Source organism: Pseudomonas sp. (genome assembly GCF_049301935.1).
GTDB lineage: Bacteria > Pseudomonadota > Gammaproteobacteria > Pseudomonadales > Pseudomonadaceae > Aquipseudomonas.
The window spans coordinates 93,918-116,420 of sequence record NZ_JBAQLP010000030.1 but is presented as its reverse complement, the minus strand read 5'-3'; the positions used below and the strand labels follow the sequence as shown (position 1 = coordinate 116,420).

The window sequence follows — 22,503 nt, the reverse complement described above, 5'->3', positions numbered from 1 at the left end:
GGTCAGGATTGATTTCTGCAGCAATCCCAACGGGATACTTATCCTTCCAAAAGTTTTCGGTCATGGAAGCCCACTCCTCAGCAACAGCTTGATCTTCACCGTGCGTAGACGGTTGTTTATTGTATGTTCGCTCGCTTTTTTGCGGCTTGTGCGGCAAAAAAGCCGCCCGAGAGTAGCAGCTTTGCCATACAGCGACCAGCACCAATAAGCGCCGCACCGGTCACGAAAGCGACCAGATCGCACAACCTGGTCACCTTCGTAAATCCGCCGAGAAAGGCCGGCTTGAGCCGTTTAAATGCAGGCTCAGGCGATATCGCGCAGCTCGCGACGCAGGATCTTGCCGACCGGGGTCATCGGCAGCGCGTCACGGAAGACAATCTGCTTGGGCACCTTGTAGCCGGTGAAGTTTTCCTTGCAGTAGGCCTTTAGCTCATCGGCGTTGAGGCTGCTGTCGCGGGCCACCACGAACAGCTTGACCGCCTCCCCGGACTTCTCGTCCGGCACGCCGATGGCCGCGCAGCTGGCGACTTTCGGATGGGCCATGACCACATCCTCGATCTCGTTGGGGTACACGTTAAAGCCAGAGACGATGATCATGTCCTTCTTGCGATCGACGATGCGCACAAAGCCATCCGGATCGATCACCGCCACGTCACCGCTCTTGAACCAGCCCTCGGCATCCAGCACCTCGGCGGTGGCCTCTGCACGGTTCCAGTAGCCCTTCATCACCTGCGGGCCCTTGATGCACAGCTCGCCACGTTCGCCCAGCGGTTGCTCGACACCCTCATCATTGATGACTTTGAACGCCGTACCCGGCAGCGGAATGCCCACTGTGCCCAGACGCGCCTTGTCACCATAGGGGTTGGTGCTGGCCACCGGGCTGGTTTCGGTCAGGCCATAGCCTTCGACCACGGTGCAGCCGGTCATCGCCTGCCAGCGCTCGGCCGTGGCTTTAACCAAGGCGGTGCCGCCGGAGTTGGTGACCTTGAGCTTGGAGAAGTCCAGTTTCTGGAACTCGGGGTTGTCCATCAGCGCGACGAACAGCGTGTTGAGCCCCAGCAACGCGGAAAACTGCCACTTGCCCAGCTCCTTGACGAAGCCTGGGATGTCGCGCGGGTTGGTGATCAGCACGTTGTGGTTGCCGTTGACCATCATGCACATGCAGTTCGCGGTGAAGGCATAGATATGGTAGAGCGGCAGCGGCGCGATCATGATCTCCTGGCCCTGTTTCATCAGCGGGGCGCCATCGTTGCCCAGCTGCGACAGGCAGGCATCGACCTGCAGCATATTAGCCACCAGGTTGCCGTGGGTGAGCATCGCGCCCTTGGCCACACCCGTGGTGCCGCCGGTGTATTGCAGCACGGCGATGTCTTCCTGGCCGACCTTGACCGGCTTTAGCGCATGGCCATGACCCTGCTTGAGCGCATCCTTGAACGCCACCGCCTGCGGCAGGTGGTAATCGGGGACCATCTTCTTGACCTTCTTCACCACGGTGTTGACCAGCCAACCCTTGAGGCTCGGCAGCAGGTCACCCATCTTGGCTTCGATCAGGTAATCGATCTCGGTATCCGGCAGCACGTCCTGCACCAGCTTGCCGAACATGTTCAGGTACACCAGGGCGCGCACGCCGGCATCCTTGAACTGGTGACGCATCTCGCGGGCGGTGTACAGCGGGTTGGTGTTGACCACAATCAGCCCGGCGCGCATGGCACCGAACACGGCAATCGGGTACTGCAGCACGTTGGGCATCTGCACGGCGATGCGCTCGCCGGGCTGCAGATCGGTGTGCTTTTGCAGGTAGGCGGCAAAGGCCGCCGAGAGCCGATCGAGCTCGGCGTAGGTCAGGGTCACGCCCAGGTTGCTGAAAGCGGGCCGGTCGGCGAACTTCTTGCACGAGCGCTCGAACACCTCGATCACCGACTTGTAAGCCCCCAGATCGATGTCATTGGGTACGCCGGCCGGGCGTTTGTCGCTCCAGAAATCAGGCTGCATTATTTTTATCCCCTTGCCCTGAAATGATCCTAATCCGCGCTGCGGAGTTGGCTGGAAAGTAACAGCTAACGTCTGGCAGGCAAATAGCCGGGCAGCGTCATTGACGCACTGAATCTTGTCGCTCCGTGTAGAACTATCCTGACGCGCTGCCGACAACCTTGGTTGCAGCCCGGCTTCCTGTTCAGCGCAGCTGAAAGTTGCAGCCCACGGACTTTGCGCCGCGCCGTGCGGGGTGCACAATGCGCAGCTTCTGCAGGCCTAAGGGATTCGCCATGCTCCACCAAGCGTTCTGGCTCAACAGCACCGATGCAGCGCCCCTCTATGTAAATCGCTGGTATGCCGAACAGCCGCCCAAGGCGTTGCTGATGGTGGCCCATGGCATGGCCGAACACAGCGGGCGCTATGCACGCCTGGCCGAAGCGCTGGTGGCGCAGGGGTTCGAGGTCTATGCCCACGATCAGCGCGGCCACGGCAAGACCGCCGAACACGGCCTGCTCGGCCACTACGCCGACAGCAACGGCTGGGAGCTAGTGGTCAATGATCTGGCCAGCCTCAACCACCATATGCGCCAGACCCATCCGCAAACGCCGATCTTCCTGCTCGGCCACAGCATGGGCAGCTACATCAGCCAGGCCTACCTGATGCAACACAGCTGCAGCCTGCAGGGGGCAATTCTCTCCGGCTCCAATTACCAGCCCGTGGCGCTGTACCGCATCGGCCAATTGCTGGCGCGCTTCGAGCGCTGGCGACTAGGTCCGCAGGCTTACAGCACCTTGCTCGAATTGACGTCGTTCGGCTCCTTCAACAAGGCCTTTAAACCCAACCGCACCGCCTTCGACTGGCTGAGCCGCGACCCGCTGGAAGTCGACAAGTACATCAATGACCCGCTGTGTGGCTTTCGCTGCAGTAACCAGCTGTGGGTCGACCTGCTCGGCGGCCTGCAACAGATCACCCCGCTGCACAACCTGGCGCAAATCGACAACAGCCTGCCGCTGCTGGTGATTGGCGGCGCCTGTGACCCAGTCAGCGACGGCCATCGTCAGCAAGACCTGGGCAATGCCCTGCAAGCCGCCGGCAACCCGCATGTGCAGGTGAAAATTTACCCGGACGCGCGCCACGAGCTGCTCAACGAGAGCAACCGCGACGAAGTGACCGCCTACATCATCGACTGGCTGCAACAGGCCCTTAGCCAACCGCGCCAGCGCCATTTACAGAGCCAAGAGAGTCATCCATGAGCCAAAGCAGCAACACGCCCTACGACGTTCTTGAAGTCGGCCAGACCGCCAGCTACAGCAAGACCGTCAGCGAACGCGATATCCAGCTGTTTGCCGAAGTCTCCGGCGACCACAACCCGGTGCACCTGGATGCCGAATACGCGGCCACCACCATGTTCAAGGAACGTATCGCCCACGGCATGTTCAGCGGTGCGCTGATCAGCGCCGCCGTGGCCTGCGAGCTGCCTGGCCCGGGCACCATCTATATCGGCCAGAGCATGCGCTTTACCGCACCGGTAAAACTCGGCGACACCCTCACCGTGCGCCTGGAAATCCTCGAAAAACTGCCGAAATTCCGCGTGCGCGTGGCCACTCGTGTGTTCAATCAGAATGACGAACTGGTGGTCGACGGCGAAGCGGAAATCCTCGCCCCGCGCAAAGCACAGACCGTTGAACTGACTAAGTTGCCGCCGATCACCATCGGCTAAGAGCTTGCCTAGGTTCTGCTGCACGTCGCATCTGCGGCAAGATCCTCAACAGGTTCTAAGCTAGTTAGCCCAAGTCACCGCCGCAGCCTGCAGCGGTGCCCTGCCCTTCTACATAACCGCGCCCGGGCAATCCGTTTCGGCGCTTCTGGAGATACCCATGTCCCTGTCCATGTACCAAGCATCCATCCCGGTGTTTACCCGTCAGTTGAACAACCTCTCAACCATCCTCGGCATCGCCGCCGCCCACGCCGAAGAGAAGAACATCGAACAAAGCGTATTTCTCAACGCGCGCCTGGCACCCGATATGTTCCCCCTAAGCCGCCAGGTGCAGATCGCCTGCGACACTGCCAAAGCCGGTGCTGCGCTGCTGGCTGAAGTGGAAGCGCCGAGCCATGCCGACGACGAAACCAGCTTCGCCGAACTGCAAGCACGGATCGCCAAGACCCTGAGCTTTCTCGCCAGCCTGAACGCCGCGCAGATCGACGGCAGCGAAGCCCGCACCGTGACGCTCAAGCGCCGCGACAAGGAAACCCACTTCCAGGGCCAAGCCTTCCTGCTTGATCACGTGCTGCCGAACTTCTACTTCCACCTCACCACCGCCTACGCCATCCTGCGCCATAACGGCGTAGCCATCGGTAAGCGCGACTTCCTCGGCACCCGCTAAGCACGGCCCGCCTCAGCGCCTGCTCGCCATCGCGCCACTAGCGCCATACAGCGCCCAGTGGCAGATCGTCTGCAGGCTCCTAGGCAAACACACTGACCGTCTGCCGACTCAGCACACAGGCCCGGCCGTGTTTGTCCCACAAAGTCGCATCGATATGGCTGTAGCCATTGGCCGAGCTTTGAATCGCTGCCCGGTATTGCCACCAGTCATTGCCGCTGCAGTCCTGCGGCACTTGCAGCACGCTCAAGGTCCAGGTCAGCGAGCTGCCGCTGGCGGGCTTTTTCAACAGGCTGAACACCGCTGGCGGCCAGGCATCCATCAGGGCCAGCAGCGCGGCCAGAGAAACCGTGGCCGGCGATGCCTCGCGCAGGCGAATCCAGCCGCCCATCTCAGTCTGCTGACCGCCCATAAAGGGCATCTTGCCCAGGGTGTAGCGGTAGTCGAAATACTGGGTGAAGTCCGGCGTCAGGCCGGGGATAAAGGGGAAGGCCTGCACCTCATCGGGCGCCATAAAGACCGGTGCGCCGGCATGTTCCACCTGCACCACGGACTCACGATCACTGCCGAAGCTGGCCAGCATCACGGCGCACACCTGTTCCTGCTGAATGGCCGTGGCCTGCACCTGAATCGCTGCCTTGCCCTCACGTAGAAGCCGCACCTGCACCTGCAGTGGCCCTGGCGCCACCGGGGCAACAAAGGACAGTGACAGCGAACGCAGTGGCCGCTGAACACCGAGTTCGACCTCTATGCGCTGCAACATCAGCGCAGCCACCAGGCCGCCAAAGGTGGCCCGCCCCTGCCCCCATTTCTCCGGAATATCCAGGTTCTGCCCGGCGCTATCGCGTACCGCCACCAGCACATCGTGAAAATCCATAGTTGCCTCCGTTGCTTTGTCCAAATGGCCCTTGTGCTCAGGCAACCCGCAGCTGGCCGCCCAATTGCGCGTCAAGAAAGCCGATAACCCGCTGCGCATAGGCTTCGGGTTCGGCGGCATAGGCATGGGTATGCTGAGCCTTGGGCACCTGCCAGAAATGGGTCTCGGTGCGCCCATGCAACGCCTGCCAGAGCAGTTGGCCGTCATGCACTGGGGTTAATTCATCGGCCTCGCCATAGATCAGCAACAGCGCTGGGCTGCCCTGCAAATGCTCGGCGGCATGCAGAGGACGCAAACGCCGCTCGCCTGCCGGGTAAAGCAGGCGCGACAACTGAATGCCCAGACGGGGAATGGGATAGCGGGACCAGAAGTGCAGCAGAGTCGGGAAAGCGGACTCCAGCACCGCCGCCTTGAAGGGATGCTCGGCCTGGGTCATGGCGCACAGGCTCATGGCCGCCCCCATGGAGGCACCCAGCACCGCCACCGGCAGGTGCGGATATTCGGCCTGTAGCGCCTGGCCAGCGGCCAGCACGTCCAGATGAAAATCCATGGTGCTGGAACTGCTTTCGCCAAAGCCGTTCAGGTCAAACAGCATCACGTGGTAGCCGGCCTGACGCAGCAGTTCGGCGTGGCCGTATTTCATCCAGAAACCTTTGGCCACCACGCCCATGGGATGGCACATCAGCACCGCGCCCTTGGCCGGCCCGGCATGGGCCTTGGCCAGCAACCCACGCAGCGTCGCGCCGGAACCGCTGGAGATGCGCAAAGGCTGCCACTGCCCCGGTTCGGCCTCGGCCGGCCAGCGCCAGGGGCGGACAAAACGACCGAAGAAGGGTTTCTTGAACAGCCGGTATGCTGCGTGCTTCATGCGGGTAACTCCCTTGAATTATTTGCTATCGTCTCGAGTCCATGCAGGCTATCCAGCCCCCGCTGCGGCAGCCATGGCGAGAAATGCCAAATAACATGCGAGTTTTCGCAGCCTGACGACACAGGGAACCCTTGCTATGAATGTGGCGCTGCTAATGGCCGATCAGTGTTCATCCACCAGCGTGGCTGCCGCCCTGGAGTTCTTCGAAACGGCCAATGTGCTGCAGCATTACGCGCAGGATAAGCAGGCGCGTCAGCAGCCCGGAGCTACGCCGCTATTTCGCCTGCACACGGCATCGATGGACGGTAAGCCGGTCAGCTGTACCGGCGGCCTGCGCCTGACCCCGGAGCTGGCCGTCGCCGATCTGCCGCCCTGCGAGCTGATTGTGGTGCCGGGCTTTATGTTCAATATCCTCGGCGTGCTGCCGCAGCTGGGCGGCATGATCGAGTGGCTGCGCCAGCAGCATCAGCAGGGCCGCTATATCGCCAGCCTGTGCACCGGTGCTTTCGTCACCGCTCAGACCGGTTTGCTCGACGGGCGCAGCGCCACCACTCACTGGGCCTTTAGCGAGCAGTTCGCCCGGCGCTTCCCACTGGTCAAATTGCACACCGAACGCACCGTCACCGATGACGGTCAGCTGCTGTGTTCGGGCGGTTCCACCAGCAGCAGCGACCTGTTGCTGCACCTGATCCGCAAATTCGCCTCACCGCAGCTGGCGGCCGAATGCGCCAAGAAGCTGCTGGTGGACGTCGCCGCCCGCAGCCAGACGCCCTACGCCAGCACCACCTTCAAGAAGAACCACAACGACGCCGAGATTCTCAAAATCCAGATCTGGCTGGAACGTCATCTGACCAGCCCCATCCTGCTGGAGCAGCTGGCGGAGCAATTCGGCCTGAGCCTGCGCAACCTGATCCGCCGCTTCAAGGACGCCACCGAGCAAACGCCCATGCAGTACCTGCAGGAGCTGCGTATCGAAAAAGCCAAGCTGTTGCTGGAGAGCAGCCAGACGGCCTTCGATCAAATCACCCTGCAGGTGGGCTACGAAGACGGCAACTCCTTCCGCCGCCTGTTCAAACAGCGGGTGGGCCTGGCGCCCAGCGCTTACCGCAAACGTTTCAGTGCTCAGCGCCCCTGATCCCGCACGGGTGCTTATAGCCGCGCCCACCAGACCTCGTTGCGATGGGCCAGCAGGTGCGGCAATACCGCCGCCAGCAGCGGCTCCTTGAACGCCTCCTGAAAGCGATGGGCCAGGCCGGGGATCAGTTTCAGCTCGCTGTCTTTGATATGCGCGGCCACATGCACTCCGTGCATCACCGGCAGCAGCGGATCGGCCGTGCCATGCACCACCAGAGTCGGCACACGCAGGCGGTTAAGCAGTTCGACCCGACTGGGTTCAGCCAGAATCGCCAACAACTGACGCTGCACACCGTCCGGGTTAAACGCCCGGTCGTAGGCAAGCTGCGCCTGCTGCAGCAATAGCTCACGATCATCGCTGACCATGGGGCTGCCCAAAGCCGCCAGCAGGTCGGCCTGCTGCTCCAGGGCTATCGCGCGGTTGGGTGCTTCACGCTTGGCCAGTAGGTTCAGCAGCGCGCTGCTTGGCGCCGGCAAACCCTGAGCGCTGGAGCTGGTCATGATCAAGGTCAGGCTCTGCACCCGCTCAGGCGCCAGGTCGGCCATATGCTGGGCAATCATCCCGCCCATGCTCGCCCCCAGTACGTGCACCTGATCCACCGCCAAGGCATCCAGCAGACCCAAGGCATCGCGCGCCATATCGCGCAGCCCATAGGGCGCGGCTACCGCCAGGCCGAGGCGATAACGCAGCGCCTCAAAGGTCAGATTGATTGTCGGCGGCGTACCGGCCCACGTGCTCAGACCGACATCGCGGTTATCGAAGCGGATCACCCGAAAGCCTTGCAGACAGAGGCGCGCCACCACTTCATCCGGCCAGTGGATCAGCTGCCCACCCAGGCCCATCACCAGCAGCAGTGCCGGATCACTGGCCCGGCCAATGCTCTGATAGGCCAGGCGCACCTCGCCCACAGCCGCTGTGTGCGTCGGCACCTGCACATCACACCGCTGCGCCGCAAAAACCGGCAGGCCGCACACCAGTGCAGCGAGAAGCATCAACCCACGCATAACATCACCCAGAGCCGGGACAGCAGAACGCAGCACCCCATTAAGCCGCGAGTGTGGTGATGTTTGTGCGAGCGCGCTGCCACACAAGCGTGACAGTTTGATGAAGGGAGACGAGCGGTCTCCCTTGCAGCCATGACAGGGCGCCGATCAGGCCAGTTCAGTGCGCAGCTGGCGTGCCGCCGCCACCATATTGATCAACGCTGCCTCGGTTTCCGGCCAGGCGCGGGTTTTCAGGCCGCAGTCCGGGTTGACCCAGAGCCGCTCGACCGGAATGCGCTGCGCGGCCTTGCGCAGCAATTTGACCATTTCGCTGCTGTCCGGCACCCGTGGCGAGTGGATGTCATACACGCCGGGGCCAATGTCGTTGGGGTAGTCGAAGCGCTCGAAGGCCGCCAGCAGCTGCATATCCGAGCGCGAAGTTTCGATGGTGATGACGTCGGCATCCATGGCGGCGATGGACTCGATCACATCGTTGAACTCGCTGTAACACATATGGCTGTGAATCTGCGTTTCGTCACGCACGCCGCTGGCAGCCAGGCGAAACGCTTCGCTGGCCCAGTCCAGATAGCCCTGCCACTGCGCCTGGCGCAGCGGCAGGCCTTCGCGGAACGCCGCCTCGTCGATCTGGATGATCCTGATGCCGGCCGTTTCCAGGTCAACCACCTCGTCCCGAATCGCCAGGGCCAGCTGCCGCGCCTGCTGCTCGCGGGAAATATCATCACGCGCAAAAGACCACATCAGCATGGTCACCGGGCCGGTCAGCATGCCTTTCATCACCTTGTTGGTCAGCGTCTGGGCGTAGCCGATCCAGGCCACGGTCATGGCCTTGGGCCGGCTCAGGTCGCCATAGATCAGCGCCGGTTTAACGCAGCGCGAGCCGTAGCTCTGCACCCAGCCGAAGCGGGTGAAGGCGTAGCCGTCGAGCTGCTCGGCGAAATACTCGACCATGTCGTTACGCTCGGCCTCGCCGTGCACCAGCACATCCAGGCCGAGATTTTCCTGCACCTCGACGGCGTGACGAATCTCGCTGTGCATGGCCTCGGTGTACTCGGCGGCGGATAGCTTGCCAGCCTTGAACGCCTGGCGCGCCAGACGGATAGAGGCGGTCTGCGGGAACGAGCCGATGGTGGTGGTGGGGAACGCCGGCAGTTGCAGGCGCGCACGCTGCTGCTCAATGCGCGCGGCGAACGGCGACTGGCGCTGGCTGTCGGCGGCGCTAATGGCCGCCAAACGGGCCTGCACCGCCGGTTTATGGATACGCGGCGATTGCCCACGGCTGGCCTGCACGGCTTGGCTTGCCGCCAGTACGGCCTGTACCTGGGCGTTGTGCGGATCATTCAGTGCCTTCGTCAGCAGGGCGACTTCCGCGCACTTCTGCACGGCGAAGGCCAACCAGCTTTGCAGTTCGGCATCCAGCTGGTCTTCACGGCTCAGATCGACCGGGCTGTGCAGCAGCGAACAGCTCGGCGCTACCCACAGGCGCTCGCCCAGGCGCTCCTGAGCCTGTTGCAGGATGGCCAGGGCTTTCTCCAGATCGGTGCGCCAGATATTGCGGCCGTTGACCACGCCCAGCGACAGCACCTTGTAGGCCGGCAGGCGGTCGAGAATGCTCGGGAACTGCTCGGGGGCGCGTACCAGATCGATATGCAGACCATCCACCGGCAGGCTGGCGGCCAGGCCGAGGTTGTCTTCCAGGCCGGCGAAATAGGTGGCGATCAGCTTCTTGCCCGGCTCGCGCTGCAGCAGGTTGTAGGCGCGCTCGAAGGCATTTTTCCAGGCTTGCGGCAAATCCAGCACCAGGATCGGCTCATCGATCTGCACCCACTCCACGCCCTGAGCGGCCAGGCGCTGGAGGATTTCGCCGTAAACCGGCAGCAAACGTTCGAGCAGGTCGAGCTTGTCGAAATCGCTGCCCTTGGCCTTGCCCAGCCACAGATAGGTCAGCGGGCCGATCAGCACCGGTTTGACGTTGTGACCCAGGGCGCGCGCTTCTTCTACTTCTTCGAACAGCTGCTCCCAGCTCAGCTGAAACTGCTGATCGGCCGTGAACTCCGGCACCAGATAGTGGTAGTTGCTATCGAACCACTTGGTCATCTCTTGCGCATGGGCACCACCGCAACAGCTGTTGTGGCTGCTCTTGCTTCCAGAAACCCCGCGCGCCATGCCAAACAGGGTATCCAGAGTCGGCTTGCCACTGTGCGGGCGGAAACGCTCGGGGATTACACCGAAAGTCAGCGAGTGGGTGAGCACCTGGTCGTACCAGGCGAAGTCGCCAACCGGCAGCAGGTCGATGCCGGCGTCCTTCTGCAGCTGCCAGTGGGCCGCACGTAGCTGGCGCCCCACCGCTTGCAGGCCGTCTTGATCCAGCTCGCCCTTCCAGTGGGCCTCCAGGGCTTTTTTCAGTTCGCGGTCGCGACCGATACGCGGAAAACCCAGGGAATGGGACAGGGCCATGGCAGAACACTCCAGCAGATCAATAAGATGCTGGCTATTCTCGGCAAGCATCCTGAGTGAAACAAACTCAATCTATTCGCCTTGATCTATAGTTTTACTCATGTTCTGCTAATCGCCAGAAAGCTGCCCTGTCAAACACCGAGGCCCGCCATGCTCGAATTGCGTCACCTGAAAACCCTGCATGCCCTGCGCGAAAGCGAAAGCCTGGTGGACGCCGCCGAGCGTCTGCACCTGACCCAATCGGCGCTGTCGCATCAGTTCAAGGAGCTGGAAGAGCGCCTGGGCATGCCACTGTTCGTGCGCAAGACCAAGCCGGTGCGCTTTACCAGCGCCGGCCTGCGCCTGCTACAACTGTCCGACACGGTATTACCGCTGCTGCGCGGCGCCGAGCGCGATCTGGCGCGCCTGGCCGGCGGTACCGCGGGCCGCCTGCATATGGCCATCGAATGCCACAGCTGCTTTCAGTGGCTGATGCCGACCATCGACCAGTTCCGCGATGCCTGGCCGGAAGTGGAGCTGGACTTGGCCTCGGGCTTCTCCTTCGCCCCGCTGCCGGCTCTGGCCCGCGGTGATCTGGACCTGGTGGTGACCAGCGACCCACTGGAATTGGCCGGCATCACCTATGTGCCGCTGTTCACCTATGAAGCCATGCTGGCGGTGGCCAATCAGCATCCATTGGCCAGCAAGCCGTGCATCAAACCGCAGGACCTGGCTACCGAGACCCTGATCACCTACCCGGTGGAGCGCGACCGACTGGATATTTTCACCCGTTTCCTCGAACCGGCGGATGTCGAACCGGCGCAGGTGCGCACCTCGGAGCTGACGGTGATGATGATGCAGCTGGTGGCCAGCGGCCGTGGCGTGTGCGGCCTACCCAACTGGGCGCTGCACGAATACAGCTCGCGCGGCTACGTGACCGCCAAGCGCCTGGGCGACAAGGGCCTGTTCGCCACCCTGTATGCCGGCATCCGCACCGATATGCTCGACGCGCCCTTTATGCGCGACTTCCTGCTCACCGCCAAGGACACCTCCTTCGCCAATCTGGAAGGGGTCAGCGTGGCGCGTTAAACGGCCTCTCAGCCCTGCAGGCCAGGCGCGCCTGGCTACCGAGGTATATGAGCCTGCCCGCAATAAACGCCCCGGTGCGCATGACGCCTACGCTGGGCCCGAACCTGCGCACACCGCCAGTGAAAAAGCGCGGCACAGCATGATCTGGATCAATAGCGCCTGACTGCAACCGAGTTTTAATCGAAGCGTCGATGTTCAATAGACGCGGAAAGCGAACCCATGATCCAGGCGATGCGTAGCCGCCATAGAGCCCTCAGTAGACCTCTGCTGGCGCTCTGGTGTGCGCTGTTTATCGCCTGTTCCTTTGCCCATATTCAGGTCATCCCCCACATACACGACGACACCGTGGTCGCCAGCTACAGCAGCCACGAACAGGCCACCCAGGAGCAAGGCACAGCGGATAGCTGCAACGCCATGCAGAACGCCCCGCTCAACCAGCAACTGCTCACGCTGCTGGCCTTGACCGTCCTGTTCGCCCTGGCCGGCAGCCTTGGCCTGCTTGCCGAGCTGCAGCGGCGTATCAGCAGCCTGCAGCGCCTGGCGATATTCAGCCCCGGCCAGCCCCCGCCGATTCGCAAGCAACTGCATCGCTATAACGAATAGCACCACTGCCCCCGACTAAAACCCGCAGCCGCGCTGCGCCGGCGCCATGCCGTGCATAGCGCTGCGCCCCTCGGTTTTCTGGAGAGTGCCGACATGGCCCATGACCCGCATAACGCCCCAGCGGCCAACAATCCCTGGCGCTTCTGGCCGGCCCTGGTGGTCTTTGCCGCCATCGCCCTGCTGCTGCTCTGGGAAGAGCATGAGGCCCATCTACTCGGCGCCCTGCCCTATCTGATCGTCCTGCTCTGCCCGCTCATGCATCTGTTTATGCATCACGGCCATGGCCGGGGAAAAGACGGCCCCCACGACCACCACTGATAGGGAGGCACAACCTATGGAACATACAAGCTCGGCCTACGGCCTGTGGGGTCTGGTGATAATCAATTCGCTGGTGTTTATCCTGTTCGCCTTCAGCTTCTTCAAGCCCAGCAGCCCACGGGACTGGCGCACCTTCGGCACCTTCGCGGCCTTTATCGTCGCGCTGTTCGTCGAGATGTACGGCGTGCCGCTGACCCTCTACCTGCTGGCCGGCTGGCTGCAGAGCCGCTACCCGCAGCTCGACCCGCTGTCGCACAACGCCGGTCACCTGTGGTACAGCCTGCTGGGCAGCGAGGGCGACCCGCACTTCGGCGCACTGCATCTCCTCAGCAACCTGTTGATCGTCGCCGGCTTCTGGCTGCTGGCCAGCGCCTGGCGCGTGCTCTACCGCGCGCAACAGGCCGGCGAACTGGCCCAGAGCGGCCCCTACGCACGCATCCGCCACCCGCAATATGTGGCCTTCGTACTGATCATGCTGGGCTTTTTGCTGCAGTGGCCAACCCTGCTGACGCTGCTGATGTTCCCGGTGCTGCTGCTGATGTACGCGCAACTGGCCAAGCGCGAAGAGCAGGAAATGCGCGTGCAGTTTGGCCAGGCCTATCGCCGCTACCGCGACGCCACGCCGGCGTTCCTGCCCTGGCCAACGCCCCAGCCGAATGCCGCCGCTGACACGAGGAAACAACCATGAAGGTTTTGCCCATGACGCCAGTCGCGGATACCGAAGAGCGCCTGTTCGATCCGGTATGCGGAATGGCGGTCAACCCGGCCACGGCCGGCGCCAGCGTCGAGTTCGCCGGCAAACACTATTGGTTCTGCTCGGCGCATTGCCGCGAAGAATTCCTGGGCGATGCGCCGCGTTACGCCAAAGGCGCGGCCGCCCAGGCGTGCCAGCACAGCCATCAACCTGCGCCGGTTGCCGCCATGCCCGCAGCCACGACGGCGGGCAAGCAACTGGCGAAGGACCCGATCTGCGGGATGATGGTGGACAAGGCCACGGCGCTGTCGCGTGAGCGCGGCGGGCGTACCTACTATTTCTGCAGCGACAGCTGCGTGCGCACCTTCGAGTCCCCGGAAACCGAGCTGAAAGCCATGCAGACCCGCGTGGCCATCGCCCTGACCGGGGTGCTGGCCCTGGCCCTGCTGCGCGCCGGCGCCTTTATCGGCCTGGCCACCGGCGCCATGCTGATGTCCTGGGTGCCGTTCGACGCGCTGCCGTTTTTCACCTGGGGCATGTGGCTGTTCCTGCTGGTGACGCCGGTGCAGTTTATCGGCGGCTGGAGCTTCTACCAGGGCGCATGGAATGCCATCCGCACGCGCAATATCAACATGGACTTCCTCATCGCCATGGGCACCTCGGTGGCCTACTTCTACAGCGTGGCGGTGCTGTTCTTCCCCGAGGTGCTGCCAGTCAAGGTGGGCGAGCGCGAGGTGTATTTCGAGGTGTCGGCGGTGATCATCGCCTTCGTCCTGCTGGGCAAGTACATGGAGGAGATCATCAAGAAGAAATCCTCGGCCGCGGTGCGCCGCCTGCTCGACCTCAAGCCGGCGATCGCCCACGTAATCCGCGATGGCGAGGAGGTCGAGCTGCCGGCGGAAAGTGTCATGGTCGGCGAGCTGCTGGTGGTCAAACCCGGCGAGAAGATCCCCACCGACGGCGAGGTCAGCGAAGGCCAGACGAGCATCGACGAATCGATGCTGACCGGCGAATCGATGCCGGTCGACAAGCGTCCGGGCAGCACGGTGATCGGCGGGACCCTCAACCGCAGCGGGGTGTTCCGCTTCAGGGCCAGCCGGATCGGCGCCGACACGGCGCTGGCGCAGATCATCAAGATGGTCGAAGAGGCGCAGGGCAGCACCGCGCAGATCCAGCGCCTGGCCGACCAGGTCACCGCCTACTTTGTCCCGGCGGTGGTGGCGGTGGCCTTTCTGGCGCTGTTCGGCTGGTGGCTGGCCGGCAGCTTTCCCCAGGGGCTGATGGCCTTTATCGCCGTGCTGATCATCTCCTGCCCCTGCGCGCTCGGCGTGGCAACGCCTGCCGCGCTGATGGTCGGCGTCGGCAAGGGCGCCGACCAGGGCATCCTGATCCGCGGCGGCGAAGTGCTGGAGCGGGCGGAAAAACTCTCCACCGTGGTGTTCGACAAGACCGGCACCATCACCCGCGGCGAACCCGAGCTGACCGACCTGCTGGCCTTCGGCGCCACCGAGGACGAGGTCCTGCAGCTGGCCGCCGCCGTCGAGTCCGGCTCCGAACATCCGCTGGGCGAAGCCATAGTGCGTGCCGCCCGCCAGCGCGGCATGCGCCTGCCGAAGGCCGACGGGATCGAAGGCATCGCCGGCCATGGCATCGCCGGCACGGTCGAGGGCCGCAGGGTCTGGCTGGGCAACCGGCGCCTGTTCGCCCGCGAGGGCATCGCTATCGACGCGGCCGAGGCGAGCCTGGTGACGCTGGAGGCCGACGGCAAGACCGCCATGCTGGTTGGCGTCGAGCAGCGCCTGCTCGGGGTAATCGCCGTGGCCGATACGGTCAAGCCGGAAGCCGCCGAGGCCGTCGCGGCGCTGCTGGCCAATGGCATCCAGGTGGTGCTGCTGAGCGGCGACAACCGGCGCACCGCCGAGGCCGTGGCACGCCAGGTCGGGATCGGCCGGGTGATTGCCGAGGTGCTGCCGGACGACAAGGTCGCGGTGATCCGCCAGCTGCAGAGCGAGGGCCAGGTGGTGGCCATGGTCGGCGACGGCGTCAACGATGCCCCGGCCCTGGCTGCCGCCGACATCGGCATCGCCATCGGCTCGGGCTCCGACGTGGCCAAGGAGACCGGCAGCATCATCCTGATCCGTAACGACGTGCGCGACGTGGTGGCCTCGATCCAGCTGTCGCGCGCGACCATGCGCAAGATCAAGCAGAACCTGTTCTGGGCCTTTATCTACAACAGCATCGGCATTCCAGTCGCGGCATTCGGCTTGCTCAACCCGATTGTGGCGGCGGCCGCCATGGCCTTGTCGTCGCTGTCGGTGATCGTCAATTCCGCACTGCTCAAGCGCGCTCCCCTGAGCGCTATCCGCAACACCCCTTAAACCAGGCAGGAGAGACACCATGAACTACAAATCGCTGAGCACTTTCGCCCTCATCGGCACGCTGCTGATCGCCCCGGCGTTCGCCGAGGAGGCCCATCACCCCGAGGCAGACGCCGCCACAACCGCGCCAAGCAAACAGGCCGCCCCTGCCCCTGCTGGTGCGGGAATGGGCATGATGGGTGACATGGACATGGCCAAGATGCACGAGATGATGCAGAAGATGCATGGCGCCAAGACGCCCGAGGAACGCCAGAAATTCCGCGCCGAGCACCATAAGGCCATGCAGGACAAATTGGGCATGATGCGCCAGGGCATGCAAAACAGTCAGTGCCCCATGGCCAAGGACGACGCCACCCAGCAGCAATGCATAAAGGCCATGGGCGAAAACATGCAGGACATGCTGCAAATGATGGAACAGATGATGGACAGTCAGGCCATGCCGAACGGCCAGTAACTCGGGCCGGGCCATCCCCTGATGGCACCCGGACAGGCTTTGCTGGGTGGATAACGCTTGATCCACCCAGCCATAGCAATCGTTTCCCCGATCAAGCGCCGCTCGCTGGGGGATGTCGTGCTTGTAGGGGCGAGGAAAACGCCTAGTCCTTGCTGTGGTTCGACATTCCGGCGACCCGCCAACTTTTTCAGGAGCTTCATCATGCCCACCTCTACGCTCAGCCGCGGCATTGCTGATCTGCTCACCCGCTGGTCAGGCACCAGCGCACAGGACTGCCAGGGACTGCCACAAGCAAAGCAACCCGCGGCCGTCTGGGGGCGCGCTCTGTGGCCACAATGGCTGCTGGCTACGGTTTGCACTTTTGCCCTCGCCTCGGTTCAGGCCAATCCGGGCGGGCAGGTCTTCAGCGCCGACGAACAGGGCGCCTCGTTGACCCGCATCCTGCTCGAGGATGGCCAGCGCCTGTCGCTGGATCTGAGCATCTCGCCGCACAACGTCCAGGCCAGCGCCGATGGCCGCTATCTGCTGGCAGTTGGTGAGCGCAGCGGCGCAGACCACGGGCATGGCAAGCAAGCCACGCCAGGCTTCCTGCAACTGTTCCGGATCGATGACTTTCAGCAGGGGCTGCTGGCAGAAATTGCCGTCGGGGCTCATCCGGCCCATGTGGTCAGCGACCTCAGCGGTCGCCATGCATTCGTCACCAACGCCGGCGCAAACAGCGTCTCCGTGATCGACCTGCAAGCGCGCAAGAGCATCGCCAGCATCGCCACCGGAAAATCCCCCCATGGCTTGCGTCTCAGCCCTGATGGCAAGGAACTCTACGTCGCCAACGTGCAGGACGGTAGCGTATCGGTGCTGGATGTGAACACACGCCAGGAGGTCGCCCGCATTGCGGTGGGCAAGGCACCGGTGCAGGTAGGCTTTACCCCCGATGGCAAGCGGGTGTTCGTATCGCTGCGCGACGAGAACAGTGTCGCGGTGATCGACAGCCAGACCCGCAAGGTGCTGGCGAAGGTGGCGGTCGGCCGGATACCTATCCAGGTGCATGCCACCCCGGACGGACGCCTGGTTCTGGTGGCCAATGAAGGCAGCAAGGCCGCGCCGGACAATAGCGTATCGGTCATCGATAGCGAACGCCTCGAGGTCGTCGCCACCTACCAGGTTGGCCAGGGCGCGCATGGCGTTGCGGTGGACGACAGTGGCAGCTTCGCATTCGTCACCAATATCCATGACAACAGCCTGTCGGTGATCGACCTGCAGGCGGGCAAGGTCATCACGACCTACGCCACCGGGCGCGGTCCCAATGGCGTGACCTGGGCCCCGACTGCGCAGCAGGATTGACCGGGCCTGTAAGCGTACGGGCTGATGTGCCCCAGCGTTAGGAGCCTGATAGCCGGCATCAGGCAGCGCCGAAACCTGTGCGTTATGGGCCGTATCAGTCGCCGAGCCACAGCCCCAAGGCCAGCAGCGCCAGCGTAAGCAGCAGGCTAGCCACATTGCCCCCCAATACCTGAGGCAGTTGCTCTGGCCTGTCGAGCACCTGCGGCAAGCGCCAGCTGACCCAGAGCGCGGCGGGCAAGGTCAGCCCGGCCAGTGCGTAGGCCATGGGCAGCAGCCCCAGCCAGAGCGCGCCCGCCAATAACAGGTAGGCACCCAGCAACAAGATCGCCACTATCCACGCGGCCTTGTGCAGGCCCAGCACTATCGGCAGGTGACGACGTCCGACCTTACGGTCGGCGCTGACATCCGGGATCTGGTTGATCAGCAACAGTTCACTGACCAGAAGCAGCACCAGCAGGGCCACCACAACCGTGGCCGTATCCGGACTGCCACCCAGGGCCAGCTGAACTCCGAGGATCATGATCGGCCCAAAACCCAGGCCGGGTGCCAGCAGGCACAGCCAGGGCGAACGGGTTATCCAGCCTGTATAGGTGATCACCAGTAGCAGCCCGGCGACGCCGAGCACGAGTATCGGCAAGCCGCGTAACCAGAGGAAATACAGGCCAATCAACACCACCAGCGCTAACGCGGCCAGGGCCGCAACCAGCACCTGCGCCGCCGCCTCAGGATTTTCCGGCAGCGCACCACTGCCGCCGGAAAACGGCGTGCGCTGGGTGATCAGGTCCAGCCCGGAGCGGAAATCCTGATATTCATTGAGCAGATTGACCGCTGCATGGGCCAGCACCGCCCCCAGCACCACCGACACCAACTGCAACCCTTGCACAAGCGGCAACTGCCGCCCGCTCAAGGCAATCGCCAGGGCCACGCACAGCAGCGCCAGCAGGAGAAAGTTAGGGCGGGTGGCCCTGAGCAGGGGCATGCCTGACATCGGCTTTTCTCGGTAGGTGGGTGAAACTCCCGGCACCTTGGCATAACCCCCTGCCGAGGGCGACACCGGTTGCGTACAAGCACTGGGGGTTTTGCCCCTTGCATTGATCCAGGTCATTAGCGCAATCCGGTTGGTCCGACCACACTCGGTTGACAATCATGCCGGAGGGTAAGGGATATGAACACTTGGCGGATTCCAGCGGTTCTCGCGAGCCTGATCCTGGCTCTGGGGCTGGCCTGGCTGACCCAGGGCAGCGGGGTGGTGCATAACGACCCCGCCCGCAATCTCTATATCCCCGAGCAACTGACCATGCCCCTGCAGATTCAGGTGGCCTACAACCCGCAGCACATCTTCTTTCGTTACCGCTGGCCGGCCGAGCAGGCCCATGTCTACCACGACATGCTGCGTTTTGCCGACGGCGAGTGGGTCCGCCATGGGGCCTCGCGCGTCGGCCCCGATCCCGACGGCACCTATGAGGACCGCGTGACCATGCTGGTGGACGACGGCAACGTGCCCGAATTCGGCCGTTACGGCGGCTATATCACCGCCGGTGCCAAGGCCCGTTTCTTTAGCGATGAAGCCAAACCGGCCGAGGTGGCCGCTCACCCGCACCTGGGCCAGACCCTTGGCGAATCGGAGGTACGCAAGTATCTACCCGCCAGCCGCCACGACAGCGCCGACTGGCGCAGCGTGGTGGATGCCGCCGCCTTGCAGGAACAGCGCAAGGCGGGCTATTTCCTCGACCTCTGGCACTGGCGCGCCGGCCGCGCCAACGCCCTGGGCCTGTCGGATGACCAACTGATCGCCGAACACCGCCTCTCCGATGGCGGCCGCGGGCCCTATACCGACAACTGGGATGCCGAGCGCAAACAACCGCTGTGGATGTTCGCCGCGCATATCCGCCCCAGCCACGCGCTGCGCTGGGAAGATGTGCAAGCCAAGCGCGTCGACTTCGATGGCATCTACTACCTGGCCGAAACCTTCGCCATTCCCTTCGACCCCAGCCATAAGTGGCAGAACGGCGACGTCATACCGCGCAACCTGCTGCGCGAAGGCAGCGGCTCACGCGGCGATATCCGCGTACACGGCCCCGCGCGCTGGGCTGAGGGTTACTGGGACGTGACCCTGGTACGCGAGCGCGATACCGGCCAGCCCCTGGAGGACAAGATGTTTCTCGACCAGGGCCGCTACGATGTCGGCTTTGCCGTGCACCGCAACGCCAGCGGCAGCCGCTGGCACTATGTCTCCCAGCCCTACAGCCTGGGCCTGGGCCGCAACGCCGATATCCAGGCGCTGGCCTTCACCAGCGAGCAGCCGCCCTGGTCGCAGAGCTGGTTCGAAACCACCCTGTTCTACCCGGGCCAGGTGAACTGGCCGCTATTGAACAGCCGGGCCCACGCCGGCAGCATCGACATCGCCGAAGGCAAACCAGTACGCCCTCGGCACAGCGAAGAACAACTCGCCCACTATGGCGTGGAAATGGAATTCAACGCCGCCATCATCCGCCAGTGGAGCCTGACCCTGCTCGCCGGCCTGTGGCTGCTGGCGGGTGCGCTGATCGGGCTGTGGTTCAGCTTCTCCCCCGCTCGCCAAGGAGACCGCCCATGACTGGCATCCATCATATGCTCGTGCATTTTCCCATCGCCTTCTGGGCCCTGGCCACCCTGCTGGTGCTGCTGGGGGTTATGGGCCGCGGCCGCGCAGCGGATATCGCCCAGGCCAGCCTGCTGCCGCTGCTGGTGCTGAGCCTGCTCGGTGCCCTGGCGGCCATCGTCAGTGGTTTTCTGGTCTGGCCCTGGCAGGCCAACCTGTACAGCCCCATGGTGCGCAACCATATCCTGATGGCGTTCTGGGCGCTGGCTGTGTGGAGCATGCTCGCCGTGCTGCTCTGGCGCGCTGGCAAGGCCGCTTTCAGCGGCAGGCAAGGCTGGGCGTTGATCTTTCTGGCCCTGCTCGGAGGTGGGCTGTTTGCCATTACCGGCACCCTGGGCGGCCACCTGGCCGGCGCTCCCACCGCGTTCTCCCAGCTTATCGCGGCATTGGGCTGGAAGCTCTACACCACCTTCTACCTGCCCAGCTGGGCGCTGCTGATCCTGGCCCTGGTCGGCCTCGGCTGCGCGCTACTGGGCCTTGCAGGTCGTCGACGCGGCGGCTGAAGCGGTACCACAGCCGACCACATGGACATACCTGCATCAGGCTTCGGGCGACTCAGCGCCGTGCGCCTGTGACGCTCGACGAAAGGGCTGCAGCAACTGACCCAGGTAACCCCTGGGGTAGTCGCGCTCGAGCAGCCCGACTTCGGCCTCGCCGAGCTGGTCGGCGCTGTCGTGGTAGCTGCCCAGCAACCAGTCCCAGAGCAGCAGGAACTCGCCGAAATTGACCTGGGCGTCCTCGAAGTCGCGCTTGTGGTGCCAGCGGTGCATCTGTGCCACCGCTAGCAGCCGCCGCAGCGGGCCGAGGTCGTAGTCCAGATTGGCGTGCTGGAAAGCCAGGTGCACGGTGAGCAGAGCAAACCAGGTGGCGCTCAGCTCGGCCGGCGCGCCGAGCAGGGCCAGCAGCAACAGGCCGGGACCGGCCAGCAACAAGGCGCTCAGCGGATGGCGGCGCTCGCCGTTGACCCAATACAGGCGCTCGGCGCTGTGGTGCGGGGCATGCAGCTGCCATAGCCAGGCGGATCTGTGGCTGGCGCGGTGCATCAGGTACAGACCGCAATCGATCACAAGCGCCACCAGCAGCAACTGCGCCCACCAGGGCCAGTGCAGGGGAAACAGCTCCAGACTCAACCAGGGCCCGAACAGGCCCAGCAGCAGGCTGCCAAGCTGAATCAGGCTGAGGTTGACCAGCAGGTGGATTAAATCGGTCAGGCTGTCGTCATGGTCTTCCAGCCAGGCCCGGCGAAAGGGCTGCAGGCGCTCCAGCAGGGCAACAGCCAGCAAGGCCAGGGCAACAATCGGCAGGCTCGCCGGCCAGGCCGGGATGCCGCGATACAGCAGACTCAGCAACAGGGCGGCGCTGCCGCCAAAGATCAGCGGATAGCTGCCCCAACGGATCAGCTGTTTGCATGGGGTGGGGATACTGGACATGGCGGACTCCTCGCAAGTGACTGTGGCCACTGTGCAGCCGGCGAGGTCCGGAGCGCTTGAACAAAACGGCTAAGTTGTGACCGCGCAGACGGGGCGGGGCATGGTGCGCATGGCGCACCCTACGGAGCGGAGTCACCTTAGCTGCTGCGCGAATACAGCTGCACCCGCTCCAGGGCCGAGGAAGGGTCGAGGCCCAGCAGACTGCGAAAGCTGCGGGAGAAATACGCCGCATCGGCAAAACCGGCGGCATGGGCGGCTGTGGTCAGGTTATGCCCGGCGGCAACGGCCTGCAGGGCACGGATCAAGCGGTGCCACTTGCGGTAGCTGCGCAGCGGCAGGCCACTGCACGCTTTGAACCAGTGGGAGAAGCGGCTGGGCGAAAGATGTGCTTGCTGTGCCAGCTGCTGCAGGCTGCAGTCGAGATCGTCCAGCAGCGGCAGTAGCCGCTGCAGACGCGGGTCAAGGGGAACTGGCGGTGGCAGCCGCAGCAGCAGGTTGAGCGCCTGGCGCAGATCGGCTGCCGGGCTGTCCACTCGCTGCAGGGCCTGTAGCAAGGTCCCAGGATCGCCCAGGGCGAGGCTTTGCAGCGGCTCGTTCAGACTTAAAGCACGGGCTTCGGCGCAGAACGGGTCGAGGTAGATCGACAGCAGCCGACTCGCCTCGATGCGGTGCTCCAACCCGGCGCGGATCGCCACCGCCGGCGCGCACAGTTCCCCGTCCGACGTGACCACCCGTACCGGTTCCTGCAGACCGATGGCCAGTTGCACAGCCATATGCCGGTGGCACTGGTTGTTGCCCGCCTGCCCCAGGAACAGCCCAAGACCCGGACCGATCCAGGCCTGGCCGACCCAGGCGATATGCCCCTGTGTATTCATCCCGATAC

The 22,503-nt window shown here is 63.8% G+C and carries 22 protein-coding genes; 13 read left to right on the top strand and 9 right to left on the bottom strand.

Features of this window, described 5'->3' with window-relative positions; genetic code table 11:
* Positions 1–202 (bottom strand): hypothetical protein (locus WA145_RS04085; protein ID WP_422580334.1); only part of this gene is annotated, 202 nt, incomplete at its 3' end.
* Between the two features lie 101 nt (positions 203–303).
* Positions 304–1,992 carry a long-chain-fatty-acid--CoA ligase FadD2 gene (gene fadD2, locus WA145_RS04080; protein ID WP_422580333.1) on the bottom strand — a complete coding sequence of 563 codons (1,689 nt, stop codon included), beginning with the start codon at positions 1,990–1,992 and terminating at the stop codon, positions 304–306.
* Positions 1,993–2,264: 272 nt separating this feature from the next.
* Between fadD2 and WA145_RS04075 the strand changes: the two genes are divergently transcribed.
* From WA145_RS04075 to WA145_RS04065, 3 genes are all read left to right on the top strand, one after another.
* Positions 2,265–3,227, top strand: a complete 963-nt coding sequence (locus WA145_RS04075) for an alpha/beta hydrolase (protein WP_422580332.1) — start codon at positions 2,265–2,267, stop codon at positions 3,225–3,227.
* Positions 3,224–3,694 (top strand): MaoC family dehydratase, encoded by a 471-nt coding sequence (locus tag WA145_RS04070; RefSeq protein WP_275961166.1) that lies wholly within the window; start codon positions 3,224–3,226, stop codon positions 3,692–3,694. The genes WA145_RS04075 and WA145_RS04070 overlap by 4 nt, the downstream gene beginning before the upstream one ends.
* Positions 3,695–3,851: 157 nt before the next feature.
* Complete coding sequence (locus WA145_RS04065) at positions 3,852–4,358, top strand: DUF1993 domain-containing protein (protein ID WP_422580331.1); 507 nt, start codon at positions 3,852–3,854, stop codon at positions 4,356–4,358.
* Positions 4,359–4,437: 79 nt separating this feature from the next.
* Here WA145_RS04065 and WA145_RS04060 read toward each other — a convergent pair whose 3' ends face one another.
* Entirely contained in the window at positions 4,438–5,232 is a 795-nt protein-coding gene (locus WA145_RS04060) for an acyl-CoA thioesterase (protein WP_422580330.1), read from the bottom strand.
* A gap of 37 nt (positions 5,233–5,269) precedes the next feature.
* Positions 5,270–6,100, bottom strand: coding sequence for an alpha/beta hydrolase family protein (locus WA145_RS04055; protein ID WP_422580329.1), 831 nt, complete (start codon positions 6,098–6,100; stop codon positions 5,270–5,272).
* A gap of 136 nt (positions 6,101–6,236) precedes the next feature.
* Between WA145_RS04055 and WA145_RS04050 the strand changes: the two genes are divergently transcribed.
* A complete protein-coding gene (locus tag WA145_RS04050; RefSeq protein WP_422580328.1) occupies positions 6,237–7,235 on the top strand; it encodes a GlxA family transcriptional regulator in 999 nt (332 codons plus the stop codon).
* A gap of 14 nt (positions 7,236–7,249) precedes the next feature.
* On the opposite strand, the gene WA145_RS04045 is transcribed toward WA145_RS04050, so the two are convergent.
* Positions 7,250–8,239 carry an alpha/beta fold hydrolase gene (locus WA145_RS04045; protein ID WP_422580327.1) on the bottom strand — a complete coding sequence of 330 codons (990 nt, stop codon included), beginning with the start codon at positions 8,237–8,239 and terminating at the stop codon, positions 7,250–7,252.
* Positions 8,240–8,386: 147 nt separating this feature from the next.
* Positions 8,387–10,693, bottom strand: coding sequence for a 5-methyltetrahydropteroyltriglutamate--homocysteine S-methyltransferase (metE, locus tag WA145_RS04040; protein ID WP_422580326.1), 2,307 nt, complete (start codon positions 10,691–10,693; stop codon positions 8,387–8,389).
* Between the two features lie 150 nt (positions 10,694–10,843).
* On the opposite strand from metE, the gene metR reads away from it, so the two are divergent.
* From metR to WA145_RS04005, 7 genes are all read left to right on the top strand, one after another.
* The gene (gene metR / locus WA145_RS04035; protein WP_090248427.1) at positions 10,844–11,761 is read left to right on the top strand and encodes a transcriptional regulator MetR; all 918 of its coding nucleotides are present in this window, start codon (positions 10,844–10,846) and stop codon (positions 11,759–11,761) included.
* 231 nt (positions 11,762–11,992) lie between these two features.
* The gene (locus tag WA145_RS04030; RefSeq protein ID WP_422580325.1) at positions 11,993–12,364 is read left to right on the top strand and encodes a hypothetical protein; all 372 of its coding nucleotides are present in this window, start codon (positions 11,993–11,995) and stop codon (positions 12,362–12,364) included.
* A gap of 51 nt (positions 12,365–12,415) precedes the next feature.
* Positions 12,416–12,682 (top strand): DUF2933 domain-containing protein, encoded by a 267-nt coding sequence (locus WA145_RS04025; protein ID WP_422580324.1) that lies wholly within the window; start codon positions 12,416–12,418, stop codon positions 12,680–12,682.
* Between the two features lie 16 nt (positions 12,683–12,698).
* A complete protein-coding gene (locus WA145_RS04020; protein ID WP_422580323.1) occupies positions 12,699–13,370 on the top strand; it encodes a methyltransferase family protein in 672 nt (223 codons plus the stop codon).
* On the top strand, positions 13,367–15,754 hold the full coding sequence (locus WA145_RS04015) for a heavy metal translocating P-type ATPase (RefSeq protein WP_422580322.1): 2,388 nt from the start codon (positions 13,367–13,369) through the stop codon (positions 15,752–15,754). Before WA145_RS04020 ends, WA145_RS04015 begins: the two co-directional genes overlap by 4 nt.
* Before the next feature lie 19 nt (positions 15,755–15,773).
* Entirely contained in the window at positions 15,774–16,208 is a 435-nt protein-coding gene (locus WA145_RS04010) for a hypothetical protein (protein WP_422580321.1), read from the top strand.
* A gap of 201 nt (positions 16,209–16,409) precedes the next feature.
* Positions 16,410–17,549, top strand: a complete 1,140-nt coding sequence (locus WA145_RS04005) for a cytochrome D1 domain-containing protein (protein ID WP_422580320.1) — start codon at positions 16,410–16,412, stop codon at positions 17,547–17,549.
* A gap of 94 nt (positions 17,550–17,643) precedes the next feature.
* On the opposite strand, the gene WA145_RS04000 is transcribed toward WA145_RS04005, so the two are convergent.
* Positions 17,644–18,528 carry a prenyltransferase gene (locus tag WA145_RS04000; protein ID WP_422580319.1) on the bottom strand — a complete coding sequence of 295 codons (885 nt, stop codon included), beginning with the start codon at positions 18,526–18,528 and terminating at the stop codon, positions 17,644–17,646.
* Positions 18,529–18,714: 186 nt separating this feature from the next.
* Here WA145_RS04000 and WA145_RS03995 point away from each other — a divergent pair, with 186 nt between their 5' ends.
* Entirely contained in the window at positions 18,715–20,145 is a 1,431-nt protein-coding gene (locus WA145_RS03995; protein ID WP_422580318.1) for an ethylbenzene dehydrogenase-related protein, read from the top strand.
* Positions 20,142–20,693, top strand: a complete 552-nt coding sequence (locus tag WA145_RS03990) for a DUF2231 domain-containing protein (protein ID WP_422580317.1) — start codon at positions 20,142–20,144, stop codon at positions 20,691–20,693. Before WA145_RS03995 ends, WA145_RS03990 begins: the two co-directional genes overlap by 4 nt.
* A 36-nt stretch (positions 20,694–20,729) precedes the next feature.
* Here the strand turns inward: WA145_RS03990 and WA145_RS03985 are convergent, their stop codons facing one another.
* Both WA145_RS03985 and WA145_RS03980 read right to left on the bottom strand, forming a co-directional pair.
* Positions 20,730–21,620 (bottom strand): sterol desaturase family protein, encoded by an 891-nt coding sequence (locus tag WA145_RS03985; RefSeq protein ID WP_422580316.1) that lies wholly within the window; start codon positions 21,618–21,620, stop codon positions 20,730–20,732.
* Positions 21,621–21,757: 137 nt separating this feature from the next.
* Positions 21,758–22,495, bottom strand: coding sequence for a helix-turn-helix domain-containing protein (locus WA145_RS03980; RefSeq protein WP_422580315.1), 738 nt, complete (start codon positions 22,493–22,495; stop codon positions 21,758–21,760).
* Between the last annotated feature and the right edge of the window lie 8 nt (positions 22,496–22,503).